General features: G+C 35.0%; 19 protein-coding genes. 15 read left to right on the top strand and 4 right to left on the bottom strand.

What is annotated here, in order from left to right; translation table 11 throughout:
• Positions 1 to 227: 227 nt before the first annotated feature.
• Positions 228 to 1,223, top strand: a complete 996-nt coding sequence (locus MODO_RS14720) for an IS110 family RNA-guided transposase (RefSeq protein ID WP_006258619.1) — start codon at positions 228 to 230, stop codon at positions 1,221 to 1,223.
• A gap of 213 nt (positions 1,224 to 1,436) precedes the next feature.
• Here the strand turns inward: MODO_RS14720 and MODO_RS14725 are convergent, their stop codons facing one another.
• From MODO_RS14725 to MODO_RS14735, 3 genes are all read right to left on the bottom strand, one after another.
• Positions 1,437 to 1,805 (bottom strand): four helix bundle protein, encoded by a 369-nt coding sequence (locus MODO_RS14725; protein ID WP_006259524.1) that lies wholly within the window; start codon positions 1,803 to 1,805, stop codon positions 1,437 to 1,439.
• A gap of 112 nt (positions 1,806 to 1,917) precedes the next feature.
• On the bottom strand, positions 1,918 to 2,397 hold the full coding sequence (purE, locus tag MODO_RS14730; RefSeq protein ID WP_006259523.1) for a 5-(carboxyamino)imidazole ribonucleotide mutase: 480 nt from the start codon (positions 2,395 to 2,397) through the stop codon (positions 1,918 to 1,920).
• A 5-nt stretch (positions 2,398 to 2,402) separates the two neighbouring features.
• Entirely contained in the window at positions 2,403 to 3,557 is a 1,155-nt protein-coding gene (locus tag MODO_RS14735; protein WP_006259522.1) for a 5-(carboxyamino)imidazole ribonucleotide synthase, read from the bottom strand.
• Between the two features lie 1,022 nt (positions 3,558 to 4,579).
• Here MODO_RS14735 and hpt point away from each other — a divergent pair.
• The 13 genes from hpt to MODO_RS14805 all read left to right on the top strand — a co-directional run bounded on the left by hpt (position 4,580) and on the right by MODO_RS14805 (position 18,331).
• On the top strand, positions 4,580 to 5,113 hold the full coding sequence (gene hpt, locus MODO_RS14745; RefSeq protein WP_006259520.1) for a hypoxanthine phosphoribosyltransferase: 534 nt from the start codon (positions 4,580 to 4,582) through the stop codon (positions 5,111 to 5,113).
• 30 nt (positions 5,114 to 5,143) lie between these two features.
• Positions 5,144 to 5,719: an adenylate kinase gene (locus MODO_RS14750; protein ID WP_006259519.1), complete on the top strand. Its 576-nt coding sequence runs from the start codon at positions 5,144 to 5,146 to the stop codon at positions 5,717 to 5,719.
• Positions 5,720 to 5,807: 88 nt separating this feature from the next.
• Positions 5,808 to 6,809 (top strand): GTPase ObgE, encoded by a 1,002-nt coding sequence (gene obgE, locus MODO_RS14755; RefSeq protein WP_006259518.1) that lies wholly within the window; start codon positions 5,808 to 5,810, stop codon positions 6,807 to 6,809.
• Positions 6,810 to 6,972: 163 nt separating this feature from the next.
• Complete coding sequence (mbhE, locus tag MODO_RS14760; protein ID WP_006259517.1) at positions 6,973 to 9,279, top strand: hydrogen gas-evolving membrane-bound hydrogenase subunit E; 2,307 nt, start codon at positions 6,973 to 6,975, stop codon at positions 9,277 to 9,279.
• Positions 9,269 to 9,712: a Na+/H+ antiporter subunit B gene (locus tag MODO_RS14765; protein ID WP_006259516.1), complete on the top strand. Its 444-nt coding sequence runs from the start codon at positions 9,269 to 9,271 to the stop codon at positions 9,710 to 9,712. Before mbhE ends, MODO_RS14765 begins: the two co-directional genes overlap by 11 nt.
• An 11-nt stretch (positions 9,713 to 9,723) precedes the next feature.
• Positions 9,724 to 10,077 carry a Na+/H+ antiporter subunit C gene (locus MODO_RS14770; protein WP_006259515.1) on the top strand — a complete coding sequence of 118 codons (354 nt, stop codon included), beginning with the start codon at positions 9,724 to 9,726 and terminating at the stop codon, positions 10,075 to 10,077.
• Positions 10,074 to 11,585, top strand: a complete 1,512-nt coding sequence (locus tag MODO_RS14775; RefSeq protein WP_006259514.1) for a proton-conducting transporter transmembrane domain-containing protein — start codon at positions 10,074 to 10,076, stop codon at positions 11,583 to 11,585. Before MODO_RS14770 ends, MODO_RS14775 begins: the two co-directional genes overlap by 4 nt.
• Positions 11,586 to 11,592: 7 nt before the next feature.
• Positions 11,593 to 12,075, top strand: a complete 483-nt coding sequence (locus MODO_RS14780) for a Na+/H+ antiporter subunit E (protein WP_006259513.1) — start codon at positions 11,593 to 11,595, stop codon at positions 12,073 to 12,075.
• Entirely contained in the window at positions 12,072 to 12,347 is a 276-nt protein-coding gene (locus MODO_RS14785; protein ID WP_006259512.1) for a cation:proton antiporter, read from the top strand. Before MODO_RS14780 ends, MODO_RS14785 begins: the two co-directional genes overlap by 4 nt.
• Positions 12,340 to 12,741: a monovalent cation/H(+) antiporter subunit G gene (mnhG, locus tag MODO_RS14790; protein WP_006259511.1), complete on the top strand. Its 402-nt coding sequence runs from the start codon at positions 12,340 to 12,342 to the stop codon at positions 12,739 to 12,741. Before MODO_RS14785 ends, mnhG begins: the two co-directional genes overlap by 8 nt.
• Before the next feature lie 65 nt (positions 12,742 to 12,806).
• Positions 12,807 to 14,960 (top strand): S46 family peptidase, encoded by a 2,154-nt coding sequence (locus MODO_RS14795; RefSeq protein WP_006259510.1) that lies wholly within the window; start codon positions 12,807 to 12,809, stop codon positions 14,958 to 14,960.
• 85 nt (positions 14,961 to 15,045) lie between these two features.
• On the top strand, positions 15,046 to 16,050 hold the full coding sequence (locus MODO_RS14800; RefSeq protein WP_006259509.1) for a hypothetical protein: 1,005 nt from the start codon (positions 15,046 to 15,048) through the stop codon (positions 16,048 to 16,050).
• On the top strand, positions 16,010 to 18,331 hold the full coding sequence (locus MODO_RS14805; protein WP_006259508.1) for a hypothetical protein: 2,322 nt from the start codon (positions 16,010 to 16,012) through the stop codon (positions 18,329 to 18,331). The genes MODO_RS14800 and MODO_RS14805 overlap by 41 nt, the downstream gene beginning before the upstream one ends.
• 49 nt (positions 18,332 to 18,380) lie before the next feature.
• Here the strand turns inward: MODO_RS14805 and MODO_RS19395 are convergent, their stop codons facing one another.
• Positions 18,381 to 18,680 (bottom strand): hypothetical protein, encoded by a 300-nt coding sequence (locus MODO_RS19395; protein WP_073145607.1) that lies wholly within the window; start codon positions 18,678 to 18,680, stop codon positions 18,381 to 18,383.
• Between the two features lie 106 nt (positions 18,681 to 18,786).
• Here MODO_RS19395 and MODO_RS14810 point away from each other — a divergent pair, with 106 nt between their 5' ends.
• The gene (locus MODO_RS14810) at positions 18,787 to 20,148 is read left to right on the top strand and encodes a UDP-N-acetylmuramate--L-alanine ligase (protein ID WP_006259507.1); all 1,362 of its coding nucleotides are present in this window, start codon (positions 18,787 to 18,789) and stop codon (positions 20,146 to 20,148) included.
• Positions 20,149 to 20,160 lie beyond the last annotated feature (12 nt).

The raw sequence follows: 20,160 nt of genomic DNA on the forward strand, positions 1-20,160 counted from the left end.
AATTACCTTTAGATTTGCTAACTGAGAATATGATAATATTGTAGAGAATAAATAAAACAACCTAATCAACAAAGTGAACCAGACGAATTACAAGGATAACGCCCTAAAATTCGAGTAGGACTTTGTTGATTTTACTAAAGAGTATCAGACTAGTAATTAAGACGTCGAGGTCTAGTATTAAGGTTTAGATGATATTTTAGTAACAGGTTGCCTTAAATAATTATCATATGGACAAATTTACACAATTTATCGGAATAGATATTTCCAAAGATTATTTTGATGTAGCTATTTATGTAGATGCTAATTCTTGTAAACACAATCAGTTTGAAAACACTAAAACGGGAGTTGATCAATTTATGAAGTGGATGAAAAGCGAAGGATGTTGTGTAGAGGAAACATTGATATGTATGGAGCATACAGGTATTTATAAAAATATTTTAGTAGATATTTTGCTTTCAAAGAATTGTAATCTATGGGTAGAAATGGCTTATAGAATTATAAGAAGTAGTGGAATACAAAGAGGAAAGAATGACAAGATAGATTCTAAAAGGATAGCATTGTATGCTAAGAAAAATCAAGAAGAAGCGAAGCTCTTTAAAGCATCAAAGGCTGTATTGAATAAGATTCAGGCTCTATTGGGACAGCGAGAGATGAGTATAGCTCATAAGACAGCTATAGAAGTAAGAACCAACGAATTTAAGGGGTTTAATGATGAACTGTACAAGGTTTTGTCTAAAAATGATAAGGCTATTATCAAGGCTTTAGAGAACGCTATAAAGGTGATTGAAGAACAGTTAAATACTCTTATTAGAGAAAATCAAGAGGTATCTGAGATATTTGATTGTGTGATTTCTGTAAGAGGTGTTGGAGATATTACAGCGATGTTTTTAATATGTTATACCAATGCGTTTACATCATTTGAAGACTCTCGACAATTAGCATCTTATTGTGGTGTTGTCCCTTTTGAATATACTTCAGGTAAAAGTGTAAGAGGCAAAGCTAAAGTACACTTTATGGCTAATAAAAAGCTTAAAAAACTTTTACATCTCTGTGCTTTATCAGCTGTTAGATGGGACCCAGAGATAAGGGCTTATTACGAGAGGAAAGTTGGAGAAGGTAAGCATAAGATGCTTGTTTTAAACAATGTTAGAAACAAGCTTGTACAGCGTATATGTTCTTGTGTTAGGAATAAAAAAGCTTATGAGGTACGACAAGTAGCATAAACATCATACATTGAATTAGAAACAAAAATAGAGGATAATACGGATATAATCCTCAGGTTAGATATGCCTTGTTTTATTGAGTTATTCTCAAAAATAAGGTGTAAAATATATTAATAATGATTTGCTTTTATCATAGTAATCGCTTTGTTGACCTGAAAAATAAATGTAAATGAAGCGTTTTTTATTGAAAAGAATAACTATGAGTTGTAAATATTATTTGGCACTCTCTAGTTTAGCTTTAAGTGATATTTGGATGCTACCTATGAGTTTTAGTAATTCTTCAATATCTTTTAATAAACTGTTTTTTTCTTTAGGTGTAAAGTAATCTGTTTCTGCTAAAAGACGTATCCAGTAATGAGTTTCACGAGCTTCTTTGTAAGCAATAGATAATTTAGAAAGAAAGTCTTTTTCACTTTGCGCACCAATAGTTTCTTCAATGTTAGCACCAATAGAAGTTCCTGAACGAAGTAATTGTTTGCTTAATATGTATTCCTTCTTTTCGGTAGTTAAATGTTGGTAAACTTTAATTATTCTTACAGCGAATTTAAAACTCTTAATCTGTGTAATATTGTCTTCTTTCATGCTTAATTAAGCTATAGAGGATTGTTTTATTTAAAGTATTACAACGCTCCTCGTGCTAACTGCGATTACCTACGTAATTCGTAATTAGCTCGAAGAGCGCCGTAATTCGTAATTATTTAATTGACTCTGCTGCTTTAAGCACCGCTTCTCTTAATCCATTTTTATAGTCTACCATCTTATTGCGAAGGTCCTCGTTTTGACTACCTAATATCTGTATCGCTAGAAGACCAGCATTTTTAGCACCATTAAGGGCTACTGTAGCTACAGGTACACCACCAGGCATCTGTAAGATAGATAGTACACTATCCCATCCGTCGATAGAGTTGCTAGATTTAACAGGCACTCCGATTACAGGAAGTGGAGACATAGAAGCTACCATACCAGGTAAGTGTGCTGCTCCTCCTGCTCCTGCGATGATCACATTGATACCACGCTTATGAGCATTAGAAGAGAAGTCTACTAGTTTCTCAGGTGTTCTGTGAGCAGATACGATATCCACTTCTACCTCTACACCAAATTCTTTAATAATATTGATTGCATCTTGCATTACAGGCATATCAGATGTGCTGCCCATTACTACTGCTATTTTCATAAGATTTATTTGCTGATTACTTTAATAGTTTCTTTTACTTGCTGAGCTATTTCTCTAGCTTTAACCATATCGCTATTCACGATTGTTACATGTCCCATTTTTCTAAAAGGACGAGTCTCGCGTTTACCATAGATATGAGGAGTCACACCTTCTATCGCTAAGATATCTTCCATTCCTTCATAGTACACTTGACCCGTATAGCCTTCAGTACCTACTAAGTTTACCATGATACCAGCCACTTTGCTATCTGTATTCCCTAAAGGCAAATCTAGAATAGCACGGATGTGTTGTTCGAACTGAGAAGTATAGCTTGCCTCTATAGAGTAGTGTCCAGAGTTATGAGGACGAGGAGCCACTTCATTCACTAGTACATCGTCATCTTGCGTTTGGAACATCTCCACAGCCAATAAACCTACATGATTAAATTTTTCAGAAACTTGAAGAGCGATAGCTCTTGCCTTATCTGCTACAGCGCTATCGATACGCGCAGGACAAATCACATATTCTACTTGGTTAGCCTCTGGGTGGAACTCCATTTCTACTACAGGGTATGTTTTGATTTCTCCAGAAGCAGAACGAGCTACGATAACAGCTAATTCATTTTTAAAAGGAACCATCACTTCAGCGATACACTCTACATTAGGTAGTGCATCTAAGTCAGTAATCGTGCGAACTACTTTTACTCCATTACCATCATACCCAAACTGAGCTGACTTCCATACGAATGGCATCGTTACTTCATTAGCTGTAGCTGCTGTTTTTAGAGCTTCTATATCAGAGAATCTCTTATAAGGAGCAGTTGGGATATTATGAGTAGTATAGAAATCTTTTTGATTTCCTTTATTTTGGATTAATCGAAGTGTCTTAGGAGAAGGGAATACTTTAAGCCCTTCTTCTTCTAACTTATCTAGTGCGTCTAAGTTGACATTTTCTATTTCGATTGTTAAGACATCTACTGTTTTACCAAAGCGATAAACAGTTTCAAAATCCATTAAATCCCCTTGGAAGAACTGATGTGCTCCATACTGAGAAGGGGCATCTTTACTAGGGTCTAGTACATTGGTAGCGATGTCAAATTTACGAGTGTCATATAGGAGCATTTTACCTAATTGACCTCCTCCTAATATTCCCAAACGGAAATCAGTAGAAAAGTAATTCATTGTGTAGTTGTATTGTTATTGAGCAAAGATAATTTAAAAATATAAAAGAGTAAGTCTAAAATTCACCTCATGCCTAGTTTGGTTTTATATTTAAGGGTAAGATGTAATGAACATTGATTTTGGAAAGTGCTTATTCTATTTAAAAATGATTTTGAAGAGCTTAGTCTGGTTATCTAGAGTATGTTATTGGATGGAGGTGATATATAATATAGGTGTAAAGATTATAGGGGAAGATGTGTCTTTTTTACCTTTTTGGGAGAGGTGGTCGGCATGTGGTCGGCTAGTGATAGGCATTTGGTCGGCTTAAAAGTACCGAAAATAGCCTATCACTACCCGAGCAGATTGATATCACTTACTGATCAAGGTATATATGAATGGAGAATAGAGGAATAGTTCAAAGGGTATGAATGTATTAATGATGGATTGAGATATTTTTTATGTGGAAGTAAGAGTTTTATCCGCTATATCTAAGTATGACAAGCTATCGTAGAAGAGATAATGAGAGTTTGATAAGAATAGAATTATATTCTCGTAAGAAATAGTGTGAAAAGTTTTTTAAAGAAGTGTTGTTTGTATAGTTAATAAAGGAGGTTTTTGTGATTAATTTTTAGTTAATATGTTGTTTGTTTGATGATAGTTGTAGTTTTATGGGGTATTGATTGGTTATTTTTGATTTCAGTATGGAAATGAAATATTAAATAAATATTTTTTAGTTAAAAAAATTAACTTATATTTGGTAGGTTATGAGTTGTGAATTGGCTCATTAAAATTGAAATTACGTTTTAAGTAGTGAAAATAATCTCAACGATAGAACTATAAACTTTGGTTTTAGAGTTAGATTGAATTAGTTTGTTTTAGACGTAGCGTGTAATAGCGCTACGTTTTTTGTTTTTAAAAACAAATGGCCAAAAAGTAAATTATTGAGGTTTATTTTTTGGTTATTTAGGTTAAATCCTTTGCATAGAAACGAATAAACCTGTATTCTTTTTGTATATTTGCAAATTACGAACAACTTCGACACAATGGAAATACAAGTATTGGATAAAGTGTTTGTTCCTTTTATTTCTAGGGAACAGATTGATACTAGATTGCGTGAAATCGCAGAACAAATAGAAATGGATATGAACGGAGATGTTCCTGTATTTATAGGGGTTCTAAACGGTTCGTTTATGGTTATTTCTGATTTGGTGAAGCATTATAAAGGCTCATGTGAAATGAGTTTCGTTAAAATGGCTTCATATATAGGAACTCAATCAACTAATCAAGTTAATCAGTTATTAGGACTTGATATAGATGTAACTGATAGAAGAGTAGTTATTATAGAAGATATCGTAGATACTGGGAATACACTAGTAGCGTTAAAGAAATTATTTGATCAACATAAACCTAGTGAAGTACGTATATGTACACTATGTCTAAAACCAGAGGCGTATACGAAAGATATTCATTTAGATTATGTAGCTTTTGAGATTGAGAATAAGTTTATCGTAGGATATGGAATGGACTATGATAAGTACGGTAGAAATATACCAGAGATATACCAAATTAAAGAATAAAGATTAGACTAACAGAATAAACAATAAATAATGATTGCAATAGTTTTATTTGGAAAACCAGGTGCTGGGAAAGGTACACAGGCTGAGTTTTTAAAAGAAAAGTATAATTTAACACATATCTCTACAGGAGATGTATTCCGTTTTAACTTAAAAAACGATACTGAGCTAGGTAAACAAGCTAAAGTATATATGGATCAAGGAGAACTAGTTCCGGACAGTGTTACAATTAATATGTTGGCAGAAGAGGTGAGCAAGAATATGGATAAATCAGGATTCTTATTTGATGGTTTTCCTCGTACAATCGCTCAAGCTGAAGCACTAGAAAAACTATTGAATGAGAAAGGAATCACTTTTGCAGGAACTGTAGGTTTAGAGGCTGATGATGATGTATTAGTAGCACGTATCCTAGAGAGAGGTAAGACTAGTGGTAGAGCTGATGATCAAGATGAGGCTAAGATTCGTACACGTTATACAGAGTATAATGAGAAGACAGCTCCTCTTATCGCGTTCTACGAAGCAAAAAATAAATTCTACGCTGTAGATGGAATAGGTTCTATCGAAGAAATTACAGGACGTTTAAGCAAAGTTATAGATACTTTAATATAAGGTACTTTATAACATTCGCTAAAAAATATTACATTTGCCGCCCAATTCCTATTGTATGGTGCAATAAGGACGAAAAAAATTAAAGGAAATGACTGAAGGGAATTTTGTCGATTACGTAAAGATATATGTAGCTTCTGGTAAGGGAGGTAGAGGATCTACACACTTACACAGAGAAAAATTTATTGAAAAAGGTGGGCCTGATGGTGGTGACGGAGGTCGCGGAGGTCACGTATACATAGTCGGAAACGAAGGCTTATGGACTTTATTTCACCTTAAATTTGCACGTCATATTAAAGCAGGTCACGGTGGTGATGGAGGAAGTTCTAGAAGTACAGGGTCAGATGGTGACGATAGAATTATCGAGGTGCCATTAGGAACTGTAGTGAAGGACAAAGAGACAGGTGAAGTATTATTCGAAATTACTGAACACGGCGAAAAGAGAATTGTAGCCGAAGGAGGTAAAGGAGGATTAGGTAACTGGCATTTTAGATCATCTACTAACCAGACTCCTAGATATGCACAACCTGGAATGCCTAGTGAAGAGCTAGATGTTATATTAGAATTAAAAGTATTAGCTGATGTCGGATTAGTAGGATTCCCTAATGCAGGTAAATCTACATTACTATCTGTACTTACTTCAGCTAAACCAAAGATAGCGGATTATCCGTTTACAACACTGAAGCCTAACTTAGGTATCGTGTCGTATAGAGATTTTAAATCTTTTGTGATTGCAGATATTCCTGGTATTATCGAAGGAGCTGCAGAAGGGAAAGGTTTAGGTCATTACTTCTTAAGACATATCGAAAGAAACTCTACTTTATTATTCATGGTACCTGCGGATGCTGATGATATTAAAAAAGAGTATGACATCTTAATAGATGAGCTAAGAAGATATAATCCAGAAATGCTGGATAAAGATCGTCTTTTAGTAGTTACTAAGTGTGATATGCTAGATGATGAGTTAAAATCTGAATTAAAAGAACAGCTAGATGCTGAATTAGATGGAGTACCATATATGTTTATCTCTTCTGTGGCTCAACAAGGGCTAATGGAGTTAAAGGATAAATTATGGGAAATGTTGAATAAATAAGATTAAATTAAGGGAATTGCCTTTAATTCCCTATTGGCAGGGTGAAGGTGAGAAAAATGTGGATGTTATTTGTTGTTATACGGCAAGTTATAAGTTAAAATTTATTTTTTTTGTATATATTTACATCAAACTGAAAATATATATTTAGAGAAATAAACAAAATATGCTAACATTAATTTTTCTCACTTTTGTACTTGCTTTCGGAGTGTTATTTCTAAAGAAGTTTGTACAAACTAAATTTGTAGCATTAATATCCCTACTTCCATTTTCAATTTTTTTATATCTATTATCTTTTTTACGTTCTGTAAAAGACGGATTTAATAGTGTCCTATTTAGCACTGAATGGATTCCTTCATTAGGAATCAATTTAGACTTTAAAATAGACGGTCTATCACTTTTGTTTGGATTATTGATTTCTGGAATTGGAACATTGGTATATTTATATGCTTCTTCTTATTTAAGAGGGCATCCTCTGTTACACCGTTTTATTTGCTACCTCACTGTTTTTATGGGAGCAATGTTAGGAGTCGTTACTTCTGACAATCTAATCACCTTGTTTATTTTTTGGGAGCTTACGAGTATAAGCTCATTCTTCTTGATTGGTTTTAATAATGAAGAAGAAGAATCTAGAACGAGTGCATTATGGGCTTTAGCCATTACAGGGTTAGGAGGATTCTTCTTACTGTCCTTTGGTGTCATAGTAGGAACTATATCCGGAACATATTCTATACACGAGTTATTAGGACAGAGTGATGTGTTAAGAGAGAGTCCTTTCTACTTATTAATTATCATTTTCTTATTTATAGCAGCTTTTACTAAGTCTGCACAGTTCCCTTTTCACTTCTGGTTACCAGGAGCGATGAAGGCTCCTACACCAGTATCAGCGTATCTACACTCTGCTACGATGGTGAAGGCGGGTGTATATTTAGTAGCTAGATTCACTCCTATACTAGGAGGTAAGATGGAGTGGAACACAATCTTACTAGTAGTAGGTGGTGTGACGATGCTATTCGGCGCTTTTCACAGTGTCTTTAGAAAAGATATGAAAGGAATATTAGCTTACTCTACTATATCTGCCTTAGGACTATTAATGTTCTTGTTAGGGATAGGTACTCAGATAGCGCTATATGCTATGGCGGTATTCGTATTAGCACACGCATTGTATAAAGCAGCTTTTTTCTTGATTACAGGTATTATAGATCACGCTTTACATACCCGTGATATTAACGAGTTGGGAGGACTGCGTAAGTATTTCCCTCTGTTAAGTGTTGCAGCTGTTGTTGCCGCATTATCATGTGCAGGTATTCCTCTGACTTTTGGGTTTATTGGGAAAGAGTTGATCTATGAGAGTGGACTTCATTATATGGATGAGACTTTAGCGATAATATTAGTAGGTGCCTTATTCTTCACAAATGTGTTTTTGACGGGCTCAGGTTTCTTAATTGGTATAAAACCTTTCTTCGGTAAAGCGACTAAGAATGTCTGTATCTCTCATCAACCTGATTGGGCACTTATAGCTCCTCCTGTAGTATTAGGATTCTTTACCTTACTATTAGGAGTATTACCAGCTATAGCGTATCACGAAATCATCATAGCGACCTTTAGTGCTATGTACGGTTCTGTAGTAGAGATGCCACTAGCGATATGGCATGGTGTAAATACTAGCTTATTATTAAGTGGATGTACGATCGTGCTGGGTACGATAGTGTATATCATCTTTAAGAGATGGAAGAACCCGCTATGTGTAGTAGAGAACTTCGAAAAAGTATCTCCTAAGAATATATTCTCTATCATCGTAGAGTTCTTCAGAGTATTAGCTTATCGTTATACTTGGATCTTCCACAACGGATATCTAAGATCTTATCTAGCAGTAATCATTGTTTTCTTTGTGGGATTAGTAGGATATACGTTATTTGCAGATGTACCACTACGTGTGAACACGACAGGGCTGTCTGAGTTTAGAGCTTATGAGTTAGTCGTATTCTTAATTGCGGTAGTAGCAATTGTCTTTGCAATAAATACATCATCAAGATTGACAGCAATTGCAGCTACTGGAGTAGTAGGGTATTGTATCTGTTTAATATTCGTATTCTACGGCGCGCCTGATTTAGGAATGACGCAGTTCGCTATTGATACATTGACTACAGTACTATTTATTTTGGTACTGTTTAAGTTACCTCCATTCTTAAAACTAGGTAATAGGAAGATACAGTTTAGAGATGCAGTTATTTCTATTGCATTCGGTGTTTTGATTTCTATTATTACTTTACAAGCTTTAGTATCTCCAGCAGATAAGGATATCAGTAGATATTATGCAGAGAATGTATATGTACTTGCTAAAGGTAAGAACGTGGTGAATGTTATCTTAGTAGACTTTAGAGGGTTCGATACCATGATAGAGACGATAGTATTATCTATTGCTGCATTAGGAGTATTCAGTATGTTAAAATATAGAGAAGATGAAGAATAAGACTAAGTACGATATAAAGAAGATGGACTCAACGATATTGAGGACAGCGACTAATTACTTATTACCTCTGTTATTATTATTTTCTCTTTTCGTATTGTTAAGAGGGCATTATTTATCAGGAGGAGGTTTTGTTGGAGGACTGATAGCGTCTATAGCATTTGTGTTACACGCTTTTGCTTATACGACTAGAAGAACATTGAGACTGTTTCAGATTCCGCCGCGTATGTTGATACCTATAGGCTTGACAATTTCTTTTATAAGTGGTTTTTTGCCTGTAATATTGGGAAGACCTTTTATGACAGGAGTTTGGTTCGCAGATAATGTAGCAGTTATAGGCTCAGTGGGGACTGCCTTGTTTTTTGATATTGGAGTCTATTTAGTGGTAGTTGGTGTTGTGCTAACTATATTATTAACTATTTCAGAAAGTGAATAAAAGAGATAAGTATGGAATTACTATTAGTATTATTAGTTGGAATCTTATATTCTGCAGGTATATACTTGATCTTGCGTAGAAGTATGGTTAAGTTACTTTTAGGGTTTATGATGCTAGGTAATGGCGCCAATATATTGATCTTCTTAATGGGGGAGTTAACCAAAGGGAAAGCGCCTATCATTAACGGAGAGAGTAAGCATTTTACAGATGTATATGCAGACCCAGTGCCCCAAGCACTAATCTTGACAGCCATAGTTATCAGTTTTGGGTTGACAGCTTTTGCTATTATTCTATTGAAGAAAGTACATGAGACAACAGGAACTGATGATTTAGATTCACTTAATATCCAAGATTTAGATATATGATTTCGAACTTTATATTAGCTCCTATATTAGCACATATGCTGACGGCTATTGTACTGTTGTTCTTCTGGAAGAATGTACAGGCACAGAAGACTGTGAGTGTAATAGGTAACATCATCGGCTTCTTTGTGAGTTTGAGGTTGTTTACCCTAATATGGGAAAATGGAAATATGACTTTACAAATGGGAGGCTGGGAAGCACCATTTGGAATTACCTTCGTAGGTGATATGTTGAGCGCTACGATGGTGATGCTTACTGCTATAGTGTCATTAGCTGTAGGTATATACTCAACGGCTGCGACTAATATTAGCCGTATACGATATGGACACTTCTTTATCTATCACTTCCTAATTATGGGGTTGATGGGAGCCTTTTTGACAGGAGATATATTTAATCTTTATGTGTGGTTTGAAGTAGTGATTATTTCTTCTTTTGTTTTATTGACATTAGGAGGAAAAAAGAGACAGATGGAAGGTGCTGTGAAGTATGTAACAATGAATATGTTAGCTTCGGTAATCTTCTTAACAGCCATCGGGATTCTATATGGACTAACAGGTAGTTTGAATATTGCAGACCTACCTGAACATGTAGCAGCAGTGGAGAATAGAGGATTAGTAACAGTAACCGCATTGTTGTTCTTTGTTGGTTTTGGTATTAAGTCAGCAGTGTTCCCAATGTACTTCTGGTTGCCATCGTCTTATCATACACCACCATCAGCTATCGGTGCTGTGTTTGGAGGATTGTTGACTAAGATGGGAGTGTATTCTATGATAAGAGTATTCACAGTAGTATTCGAACCTGATGATTTTGTATTACAAGTATTTATAGTTATTGCTATTCTTACCATGATAAGTGGAGCACTAGGGGTGATCAATAAGCGTAATATTAGAAGAATATTATCTTACTTTATTGTTTGTCATATAGGGTATCTGATAGCAGGTATTGGTATCTATACAGAGCTAGCTTTTGTAGGAGTAGTGTTCTATCTAATCCACGATGTTATTGTGAAGAGTAACTTCTTTATGATGAGTGGTCTGATACAGAAAATACGTGTAACACAAGATATTTATCGATTAGGAGGGTTCTATAAGGATTACCCTAAGTTGTCTATCGTCTTTGCGATTATCCTATTCTCTCTAGCAGGTATACCACCGTTGTCTGGGTTCTGGCCAAAGATTCTTTTGTTCCAAGAAGCCTTTAAGCAGGAGAGTTATGTGTTATTAGGGACATTGATATTTGCGAGTTTTATTACTTTATTTATTGTAGCTCGTATTTGGTCAGAAGTGTTTTGGAAAGATTTGCCAAAGCCGAATGCGGAAGAGGTAGACTATTTCGCACCGTTCCATACTAGAGGTAAAATAGCTTTAGTATTACCAGTTATTGGATTAGCTGTAGTATCTCTGTTGATTGGGTTTAATGCTTCTTTTGTATTTAAAGTAGCAGAGCGTGTAGCATACGAACTAATGAATCCGTCAATATATATAGAATCAGTAATGCATCATTTAAAATAAGCAGATTATGTTGAAGTATTTTTTACTTAATTTATTATTGACATTTGTCTGGGTTGCTTTAACAGGACAGTTGAATTATTCTAACTTCATCTTTGGAGGTGCGGCAGGATTCTTTATTTTATGGATGTTAACAAGACGATCTAAGCAAGCAGATAAAGAATATTTCTATCGCGTACCGAAGATTATGATTTTCATTCTTTATTTTCTTTATGATATGATGGAGGCTAACCTACGTGTAGCTATAGATGTAATGACTCCTAATTATCACACGACACCTGGTATCATTAAGTATAATCTAGATGCTAAGACAGATTTTGAGATTACGATGTTGACCAATATCATTGCCTTAACTCCGGGTACTATGGTGATCGATATTGCGGAAGATAAAAGTTATGTTTATATACATACTATGTATTTAAGAGATAAACACAAGTTTATTAAGAATATGAAAGAGAGAACAGAAACTAAACTATTAGAGATATTGCGATGACAGTAGAAGATTATTTAATATATGTAATTATGCCTATCATCAGTTTGTCTTTAATCTTCATATTTATAAGATTTCTAAAAGGACCAAGTGTATCAGATAGAGTAGTCGCTCTAGACTTACTGATTACAGTAGGGGTAGGGGTTATTGGAGTGTTTAGCTTGATTGCTAATGACCCAATATTCTTAGATGTAGCAATGATATTGGCATTAATAGCATTCTTGAGTACAGTGGCTTTTGCCTATTATTTATTAAAGAGAAATAGAGATGATTGATATTTTAATAATGATATTAAGTACTGTAGGAGCAGTATTTGTGTTAATAGCTTCCATAGGAATAGTACGTATGCCTGATTTCTATACTAGACTGTCTATTACGATTAAGGCAGCGACTTTAGGTATCGGGTGTATTCTTACAGCGGCAGCTATACATTTTGCAGAATTTTCAACAACGACTAAAGTGTTAGCTATTATATTTTTCTTGTTTATCACTTCTCCTGTTGCAGCATTCTTGATTGCAAGAACGGCTTATATTACAGGGATAAAGCTATGGGATAAGTCTGTAGTAGATGAATTACAGAATCGATATGATAACCATAATAATATCCCTTTAGACGCTTGTAGAGAGGAAAAGTTAACAGCTGATAAACAATCACCAGACAAAGAATAATTACAACAATTGAGGAAGATTTATAGAATTAAATTTATCTTCGCATTTCTAACATACTAATTAATATGAAAAAAATCGTTTTATTTTTAACTGCATTCATATTAGCGATACCTACTACGGTAAAAGCTGATGAAGGGATGTGGTTCTTAATGTTCATAGAGCGTTTAAACCAACGCGATATGGAGAAGATGGGACTACAGTTGACATCTGAAGAAATATATAGTATCAATAATCATTCGTTGAAAGATGCTATTATACAATTTGATGGTGGATGTACAGCAGAGATTGTATCTAATCAAGGTTTGGTATTGACTAACCACCACTGTGGATATGATAAAATAGCTAAATTATCTACACCAGAAGACGATATCTTAACGAATGGATTCTGGGCAAAAGATAAAGCAAGTGAGAGAGCTGCTAAAGGTCTTTCTGTTCGTTTCTTTGTGAGAATGGACAATGTAACAAAGCGTATCTTAAGCGTTGTTAATGATAAGATGTCTGAAATCGAAAGAGAGAAAGCAATCAACCAAGAAATCGCTAAGATTCAAAAAGAAAATGATGGAGATGGAAAATATACTGTTTCTGTAAAATCATTCTTCCAAGGTAATGAATTCTACTATTTCGTATACCAAGATTATAATGATGTACGTTTAGTAGGAACTCCTCCTAACAGCATCGGTAAGTTCGGAGGTGATACTGATAACTGGGAATGGCCACGTCATACAGGTGACTTCTCTTTGTTCCGTGTTTATACGGATAAAGATGGTAATCCTGCAGAGTACTCTGCAGATAATGTACCAATGGTTCCTAAACACCACTTACCTGTATCTATCACAGGTATAAAAGAAGGTGACTTCTCTATGATATTAGGATATCCAGGTAGAACAAATAGATGGATGCCTGCACAAGGAGTAGAGCAAAACATTAAGTTCGCTTATCCAGCTTGGGTTGAAGGATCTAAGTTAGGAATGGATGTAATGAAAAAGTATATGGCTGCAAATGACGCAGTACGCCTTAACTATGCATCTAAATATGCTGGTGTAGCTAACTACTGGAAGAACCGTCAAGGTATGATTGATGCATTGACTCAACACCAGACTGTGGCGACTAAAACAAAAGCTGAAAAAGATTTCCATAAATGGGCTTCTAAAAAAGAGAACGTTGCTAAATACGGAAATGTAATAGCAGACATTAATGCATGGTATAAAGCGACTAATGAGAAGTCTCGTCATGATAATTACTTAATGACAATGTTGCGTACTTCTAATTTAGTAGCTGCGCCATATCGTTTAGCTGGAGGTATGGAAGCGTATGCTGCTGGTGATGATAAGAAACGTGCTGAGATGTTACCTGAGTTTAAAGAGTATATCAAGAGTATCTATGGTAGTACTTATGAGCCATTAGAAAGAGAAATGTTAGCTAAACAATTAGCTCTTTATGCAACTAAATCTACAGGATATGACATCGCTCCTTATGTAGCTGAAATCAACAAAGAATACAATGGTGATTTTGAAAAGTATGTAGATGAGATTTTTGAAAAGAGTGTATTTGCTAACCAAGAGGCTATTGATGCTTTCTTAGCAGATCCTAAAGGAGTGACTATTTCTCGTGACCCAATGTTTAAGTTATCTGTAGCTATTATGGATCATTATAGAGCTATGCCTGATAATGTAACTGCATTAGAAGATAAGTTCCAAAAAGCATATAGATTGTTTGTAGATGGAGTACAAAAAAGTAACCCTACAGGTAAGTACTATCCAGATGCAAACTCTACTTTACGTTTAACTTATGGTACTGTAAAAGACCTACCAAGAGGAAATAAAGTAAATGATGCTGCAGAGAACTGGTTTACTACTTTAAAAGGTACAGTTGCTAAACATAAAGTAGGTGATGAAGAGTTCGAAGCACCACAAAAACTAATCGACTTATATAATAAGAAAGATTATGGTGTGTATGCTGATAAAGCAGGACATATGCCTGTAAACTTCTTGACTAACCATGATATCACGGGAGGTAACTCAGGTTCTCCAGTATTAAATGGAAAAGGAGAATTAATCGGACTTGCGTTTGATGGTAATATCGAAGCTATGGCAGGAGACGTTATTTATGACCCTAAATTACAACGTACAATTAACGTAGATATTCGTTACGTACTATTCATTATAGATAAGTTCGCTGACGCTAAACATATTGTAGACGAGATGACTATTGTAAAATAGTTCGTTTAGTTAAAATTCACAAAACGCCTAAATTATTTAGGCGTTTTTTTTTGTGCATAAATGTTTCCTGAATTAAGTTTACATCATGAAAAAGTATGTGTTATTTATCTGTTTAATATTCTTGGTTAGTTGTGTCTCTAAGGGAGATAAGGACTTGCAGACGAAGTTGTCTTTTTACTATTGGAGAACTAACTTTCAGTTAGACTCACTAGAAAGAACTACGCTTAAAGAGTTAGAAGTGGACAAGCTTTATATTCGCTATTTTGATATTGGACTACAAGGTGATTCTCCTATACCTATACGACCTATACTGTTTAAAGACTCTATTCTTGATGTAGAGATTGTTCCTGTTGTGTATATCAAGAATGAAGTCTTAGTGAATAGTAAGGTAGATAGAGAATTGTCAAAAAAGATAATAGACTATATCAATCAGATTAATAAACACAACCATATACAGATAAGTGAGATACAATTAGACTGTGATTGGAGCTTAAAGAGTAAGGATTCTTTTTTTGAATTGATAGAGTCAATTAAGAAAGAAAGTCAGTGGAAGGTGTCATCTACGATTAGACTACACCAAGTGAAGTACGCTGCTAAGACAGGAATACCAAAAGTAGACTATGGTGTACTGATGTACTATAATATGGGGACTATCTCAGCAGATTCGTTGAACTCTATTTATGACCGTAATATAGGGAGCAAATATATAGGTGCATTGGCCGATTATCCTTTAGAACTGAAGTATGCTTTTCCTATTTATTCATGGGTAGTACATACTAGAGCTAATAAAGTAGTTCGCTTGATCAGTAGAGTTCGTACAGATGAAGTGGATAAAATAAGTGCTTTTAAAAGAATAGATGAGACTAGATATAGTGTGACAAAAGAAGGAATGTACTTTGGACAATTGTTTTTAGTTGGCGACCAGATAAAAGTAGAAACGACTACTAGTGAGCAGTTGTTAGAGATGAAAAAAGACTTAGAGAAGGCAAGTGGGAAGTGCCCCTCTGAAATTATACTATATGATTTAAATTCAAGAAATATCCCTTATTATGAAAAAGAAGTTTGGAAAAAGATTGTTGTATGCGAGTAGCTTATCACTGCTGTTAGGAGCAGGTGTGTATTCATACGGATGTGCTGATGGGTGGTGGAGTTATTCCTCTGTTTCAAGTTTTACACCAGAAGCATTTGTAGATAACTCATATAAGCCTTTGTTTTTTGCACCTTATGAGAAGTTCTATGATGGTGCATACATGTATAACGCAGGTATGTATAATGAGGATATTGTTAAGGAGTGGACACAATATTTAGGGAATACTGTACCAGCGGATGTAGTGAAGGAATGTTTAGTGTCTAATGAGTTTGAGATAGACACGATGTATACTATATATAGTGAACTGCGAAAAGGAAAGAAACGAAGTAGTATCTATGACTTAGACTTAAAGAATAAGAAAGTAGAGAACTTTATTAACTTTCTAAACTTTGCCAAAACAGTAGAACAGTATTCAGCTCAAGAGTTCGAGTATTGGAACTATGAGCAACAAGTCAAAGAGCAATTGCCAACAGACTATGCCAATAAAGTACAGAGCTTCTATGAGAAGATGGATAAGAAGGATACTTTTTTTGCTAATAGAATGTGGTTTCAGGTAATGAAAGCTAAGTTCTACTCAGCAGATAAGAGTAGTGTGATTGCTTATTTTGAATCTACAGCGAGTAGTCAACCTCAAAATACACTGTATTATAGAGCGATGTCTTATGTCGCAGGGGCGTATTATGAGCTAGCTAATTTTGCGAAGTCAAACCTACTATACGCTACTGTTTTTGATAGAGAACCTTCTATGCGTCAAGTTGCTTTGTATAACTTTAAGCCTCTTGATAAAGCGGCTATTACTAAAATAGTGGAGAATACAGAAGATAGAGATGTGAAAGCAGCGATATGGTCTATAATGGGATACTATGATGACCTAGGTGAATCTATGAAGCGTGCCTATGAGGTTAACCCGAAGAGCCCGCATATAGATTACATCTTGACGAGATGGGTGAACATGCAAGAGCAGGAAGTGAATGTATTTGCAGAAAGTAGTTTTAAATCTCGTGATGAGTATTTCAAGGCGATTAAGAAGAAGATAGATCAGAATACACTGAAGTGGATAAAGTCTGTCGCGGATAAACCACAAGAAGTAGCCAATCCAGTGTTGTGGAAGTTAGCGGCAGGGTATATGGATATCTTTCAAGGAGAGTACAAGAGTGCCACTAAGCAAATAGAGGAAGCAAGTGATTATTCTAAAAAAGGAGATAAATTATTAGCAGAGCAAATCCGATTATTTGCCTTGATTAATACTGTATCTCAAGTCAAAAAACTAGATAAGAGTACAGAAGAAAAACTATTGCCAGAACTGAAATGGGTCTATACAGACCTAGTGAAGAATGACTATAGTGATCCTTTTAGATATGAGTATGCAGCAGGTTGGATTAGACAATTTTTATCAGCTACTTATAAAGAGCAAGGCAATGCTATCATGGCAGAGATATTAAACTCTCAAGGTGTAGCTTTTTATAAGGATAAGAAACAGTCTAGTGCTATGGAGAGTTTCTTATTAAAAACGAATCATTCAGAGATAGAAAAGTTGTTCACATCTTTATATCAATATAATCTTAGTGATATCTATGAGAGTAGAGCGATTCACTTATTCTATGAAGATAAGATAGATGAAGCTATTGTAGAGATGAAGAAGGCAGAACCTATCAAGAGAAAGAATACCTATGATGATGAGTACACAGTGTTTATGTATAACACAGCTACACTTTTAGGTAATCCATTTAATGGAAAGATCAAGGATTGTAACGATTGTGATCATGCAGCTAAGCAGACTACGGTATATACGAAGTTATCATTCTTAGAGAAACTAAGAGATATGAAGGCGAATATTGCTAATGGTACAGATGTATTTAGCAATGCACTTTTAGTAGGTAATGCTTATTATAATGCTACATATTTTGGTAATGCACGCGTGTTGTATTACAACAGTATTTGGGATGAGTATGGCAGTAATAGTATCGGTATGGAGAATAAGTCTAGCATCTTGAATATGAATAATGCTAGAAAGTACTATGCGATAGCTAAGCAACATGCGACTACAAAAGAAGAAAAAGCAAAGCTAGCTTACTTCGATGCTAAGCTAGAGCGAAATGAATTCTATGTACAGACTTATCATAACAAGGATTATTATATGGGAGCATGGGGTGATGATGTCATGTTTAAGAAGTGGAATGGCTTCTCAGAATTAGCTGCTAAGTATAGTGATACAAAATATTACCAAGAAGTAATTAAAGAATGTGGTTACTTTAGAAAGTATTTAGGACTGAATTATTAAGAATGAAAAAAGCTCAAGGTCACTTGAGCTTTTTATATTTATAAAGTATCTATTTATTGATATAGATGAGTAGTACCGATGTAGTGCCTATAGAGATTACTAGTGGAAACAGTGAAATAATAATAGCAACTAAGGGCATAGTAGTACTGACAAGAGCTTTTTTAGCTCTTCGATAGGCTGCGATGCCGAAGGCAAGACCTATAAGGCTAAAAAATATAGAGATAAAATTGACAAAAGGAATCCAACAGATAAAGAATGCAATAACCGAACATACAAAGGAGATAATGTAGTAAACAAGACTCGTATCTCTGTTGTTGTTTATTTCGTAATAGGATTTATCATGTTGCATGGTATATTAGCTAAAAATTGAATGTAATATAAAGAAAAAGAATTTCATATTGTTATTTAAATTGTAATTTTACAACTAGTAGAATTGACAGTAAAAAACTTATATAATGCGTATACATTTTATCGCAATCGGAGGAAGTGCAATGCACAATTTGGCATTAGCCTTACATGCAAAAGGAGATATTGTAACAGGTAGTGATGACACTATATTTGAACCTTCTAAGTCTAGATTAGAGGCTAAGGGATTATTACCAAAAGAAGAAGGGTGGTTCCCAGAGAAGATAACAGAAGAGATAGACGTTATTATTCTAGGGATGCATGCTAAGGGGGATAACCCAGAATTGCTAAAAGCAAAAGAATTAGGACTGACTATTTATTCTTACCCTGAGTTTATCTACGAACATTCTAAAAATAAAACACGTGTAGTGATAGGTGGGTCTCATGGTAAGACTACCATTACTTCTATGATATTACATGTGATGCATTATCATAATGTAGAAGTAGATTATCTAGTAGGGGCACAGTTAGAAGGCTTCGATAGAATGGTAAACCTTACTTCAGATAATGAATTTATGTTGATAGAAGGTGATGAATACCTATCATCAGCATTAGATCTTCGTCCTAAGTTTCATATCTACCAGCCGAATATCGCCTTGTTAAGTGGTATCGCATGGGATCATATCAATGTATTCCCAACTTTTGAAAACTATGTAGAGCAGTTTAAGATTTTTATTGGAAAGTTAGTGAATGGTGGAATCTTAGTCTATAACGAAGAAGACGCTGTGGTAAACCAACTGGTAGAAGAAGCTACTAATCCGATTAGAAAGATACCTTATACTACACCTTCTTATACTATCGAGAATGAGCAGACTTACTTAGATACGAATGACGGGCCTATGCCGTTAGAGGTTTTTGGTAAGCACAACCTTAGTAATATAAGTGGAGCGAAGTGGATCTGTCAGAATATGGGGATAGATGAAGAAGATTTCTACGAAGCTATCGCATCGTTTAAAGGGGCATCTAAGAGACTAGAGAAGTTAGTAGAGACAGACCAAACAGTGATCTATAAAGACTTTGCACATTCACCGAGTAAAGTGATCGCTACAACAGAAGCTGTGAAAGCACAGTACCCTAATAAGAAAGTAATCGCATGTCTAGAACTACATACATACAGTAGTCTTAACTCGGCCTTCTTATCACAGTACGAAGGTGCGTTAGCTAAGGCAGACGAAGCAGTGGTATTCTATTCTTTAGATGCGCTTAAGATTAAGAATATGCCAGAGATCTCTCAAGAGCAGATGCAGACGGCATTTAATAGACCAGGGTTAGCTACGTATACTAACGCTGCTGATTTCAAACAATATTTAGAGCAATTAGACTTAAACAATGCTGTATTGTTATTCATGAGTTCAGGTAACTATGGTGGATTAGATATGCAAGCTTTTAGTGAGAAAGTAAAGAATAAATAGACGGCATACGTC

The sequence above is a fragment of the Myroides odoratimimus genome (genome assembly GCF_001485415.1).
Lineage (GTDB): Bacteria > Bacteroidota > Bacteroidia > Flavobacteriales > Flavobacteriaceae > Flavobacterium > Flavobacterium odoratimimum.

What these genes read in the sequence shown, in the direction of transcription:
- MODO_RS14795 (WP_006259510.1), top strand. Translation starts at nt 12,807, where the DNA reads ATGAAAAAAATCGTTTTATTTTTAACTGCATTCATATTAGCGATACCT.
- MODO_RS14765 (WP_006259516.1), top strand. Translation starts at nt 9,269, where the DNA reads ATGAAGAATAAGACTAAGTACGATATAAAGAAGATGGACTCAACGATA.
- hpt (WP_006259520.1), top strand. Translation starts at nt 4,580, where the DNA reads ATGGAAATACAAGTATTGGATAAAGTGTTTGTTCCTTTTATTTCTAGG.
- MODO_RS14810 (WP_006259507.1), top strand. Translation starts at nt 18,787, where the DNA reads ATGCGTATACATTTTATCGCAATCGGAGGAAGTGCAATGCACAATTTG.
- MODO_RS14785 (WP_006259512.1), top strand. Translation starts at nt 12,072, where the DNA reads ATGACAGTAGAAGATTATTTAATATATGTAATTATGCCTATCATCAGT.
- mnhG (WP_006259511.1), top strand. Translation starts at nt 12,340, where the DNA reads ATGATTGATATTTTAATAATGATATTAAGTACTGTAGGAGCAGTATTT.
- MODO_RS14775 (WP_006259514.1), top strand. Translation starts at nt 10,074, where the DNA reads ATGATTTCGAACTTTATATTAGCTCCTATATTAGCACATATGCTGACG.
- MODO_RS14780 (WP_006259513.1), top strand. Translation starts at nt 11,593, where the DNA reads ATGTTGAAGTATTTTTTACTTAATTTATTATTGACATTTGTCTGGGTT.
- MODO_RS14805 (WP_006259508.1), top strand. Translation starts at nt 16,010, where the DNA reads ATGAAAAAGAAGTTTGGAAAAAGATTGTTGTATGCGAGTAGCTTATCA.
- MODO_RS14720 (WP_006258619.1), top strand. Translation starts at nt 228, where the DNA reads ATGGACAAATTTACACAATTTATCGGAATAGATATTTCCAAAGATTAT.
- purE (WP_006259523.1), bottom strand. Translation starts at nt 2,397, where the DNA reads ATGAAAATAGCAGTAGTAATGGGCAGCACATCTGATATGCCTGTAATG.
- obgE (WP_006259518.1), top strand. Translation starts at nt 5,808, where the DNA reads ATGACTGAAGGGAATTTTGTCGATTACGTAAAGATATATGTAGCTTCT.
- MODO_RS14800 (WP_006259509.1), top strand. Translation starts at nt 15,046, where the DNA reads ATGAAAAAGTATGTGTTATTTATCTGTTTAATATTCTTGGTTAGTTGT.
- MODO_RS14770 (WP_006259515.1), top strand. Translation starts at nt 9,724, where the DNA reads ATGGAATTACTATTAGTATTATTAGTTGGAATCTTATATTCTGCAGGT.
- MODO_RS14735 (WP_006259522.1), bottom strand. Translation starts at nt 3,557, where the DNA reads ATGAATTACTTTTCTACTGATTTCCGTTTGGGAATATTAGGAGGAGGT.
- MODO_RS14750 (WP_006259519.1), top strand. Translation starts at nt 5,144, where the DNA reads ATGATTGCAATAGTTTTATTTGGAAAACCAGGTGCTGGGAAAGGTACA.
- mbhE (WP_006259517.1), top strand. Translation starts at nt 6,973, where the DNA reads ATGCTAACATTAATTTTTCTCACTTTTGTACTTGCTTTCGGAGTGTTA.
- MODO_RS19395 (WP_073145607.1), bottom strand. Translation starts at nt 18,680, where the DNA reads ATGCAACATGATAAATCCTATTACGAAATAAACAACAACAGAGATACG.
- MODO_RS14725 (WP_006259524.1), bottom strand. Translation starts at nt 1,805, where the DNA reads ATGAAAGAAGACAATATTACACAGATTAAGAGTTTTAAATTCGCTGTA.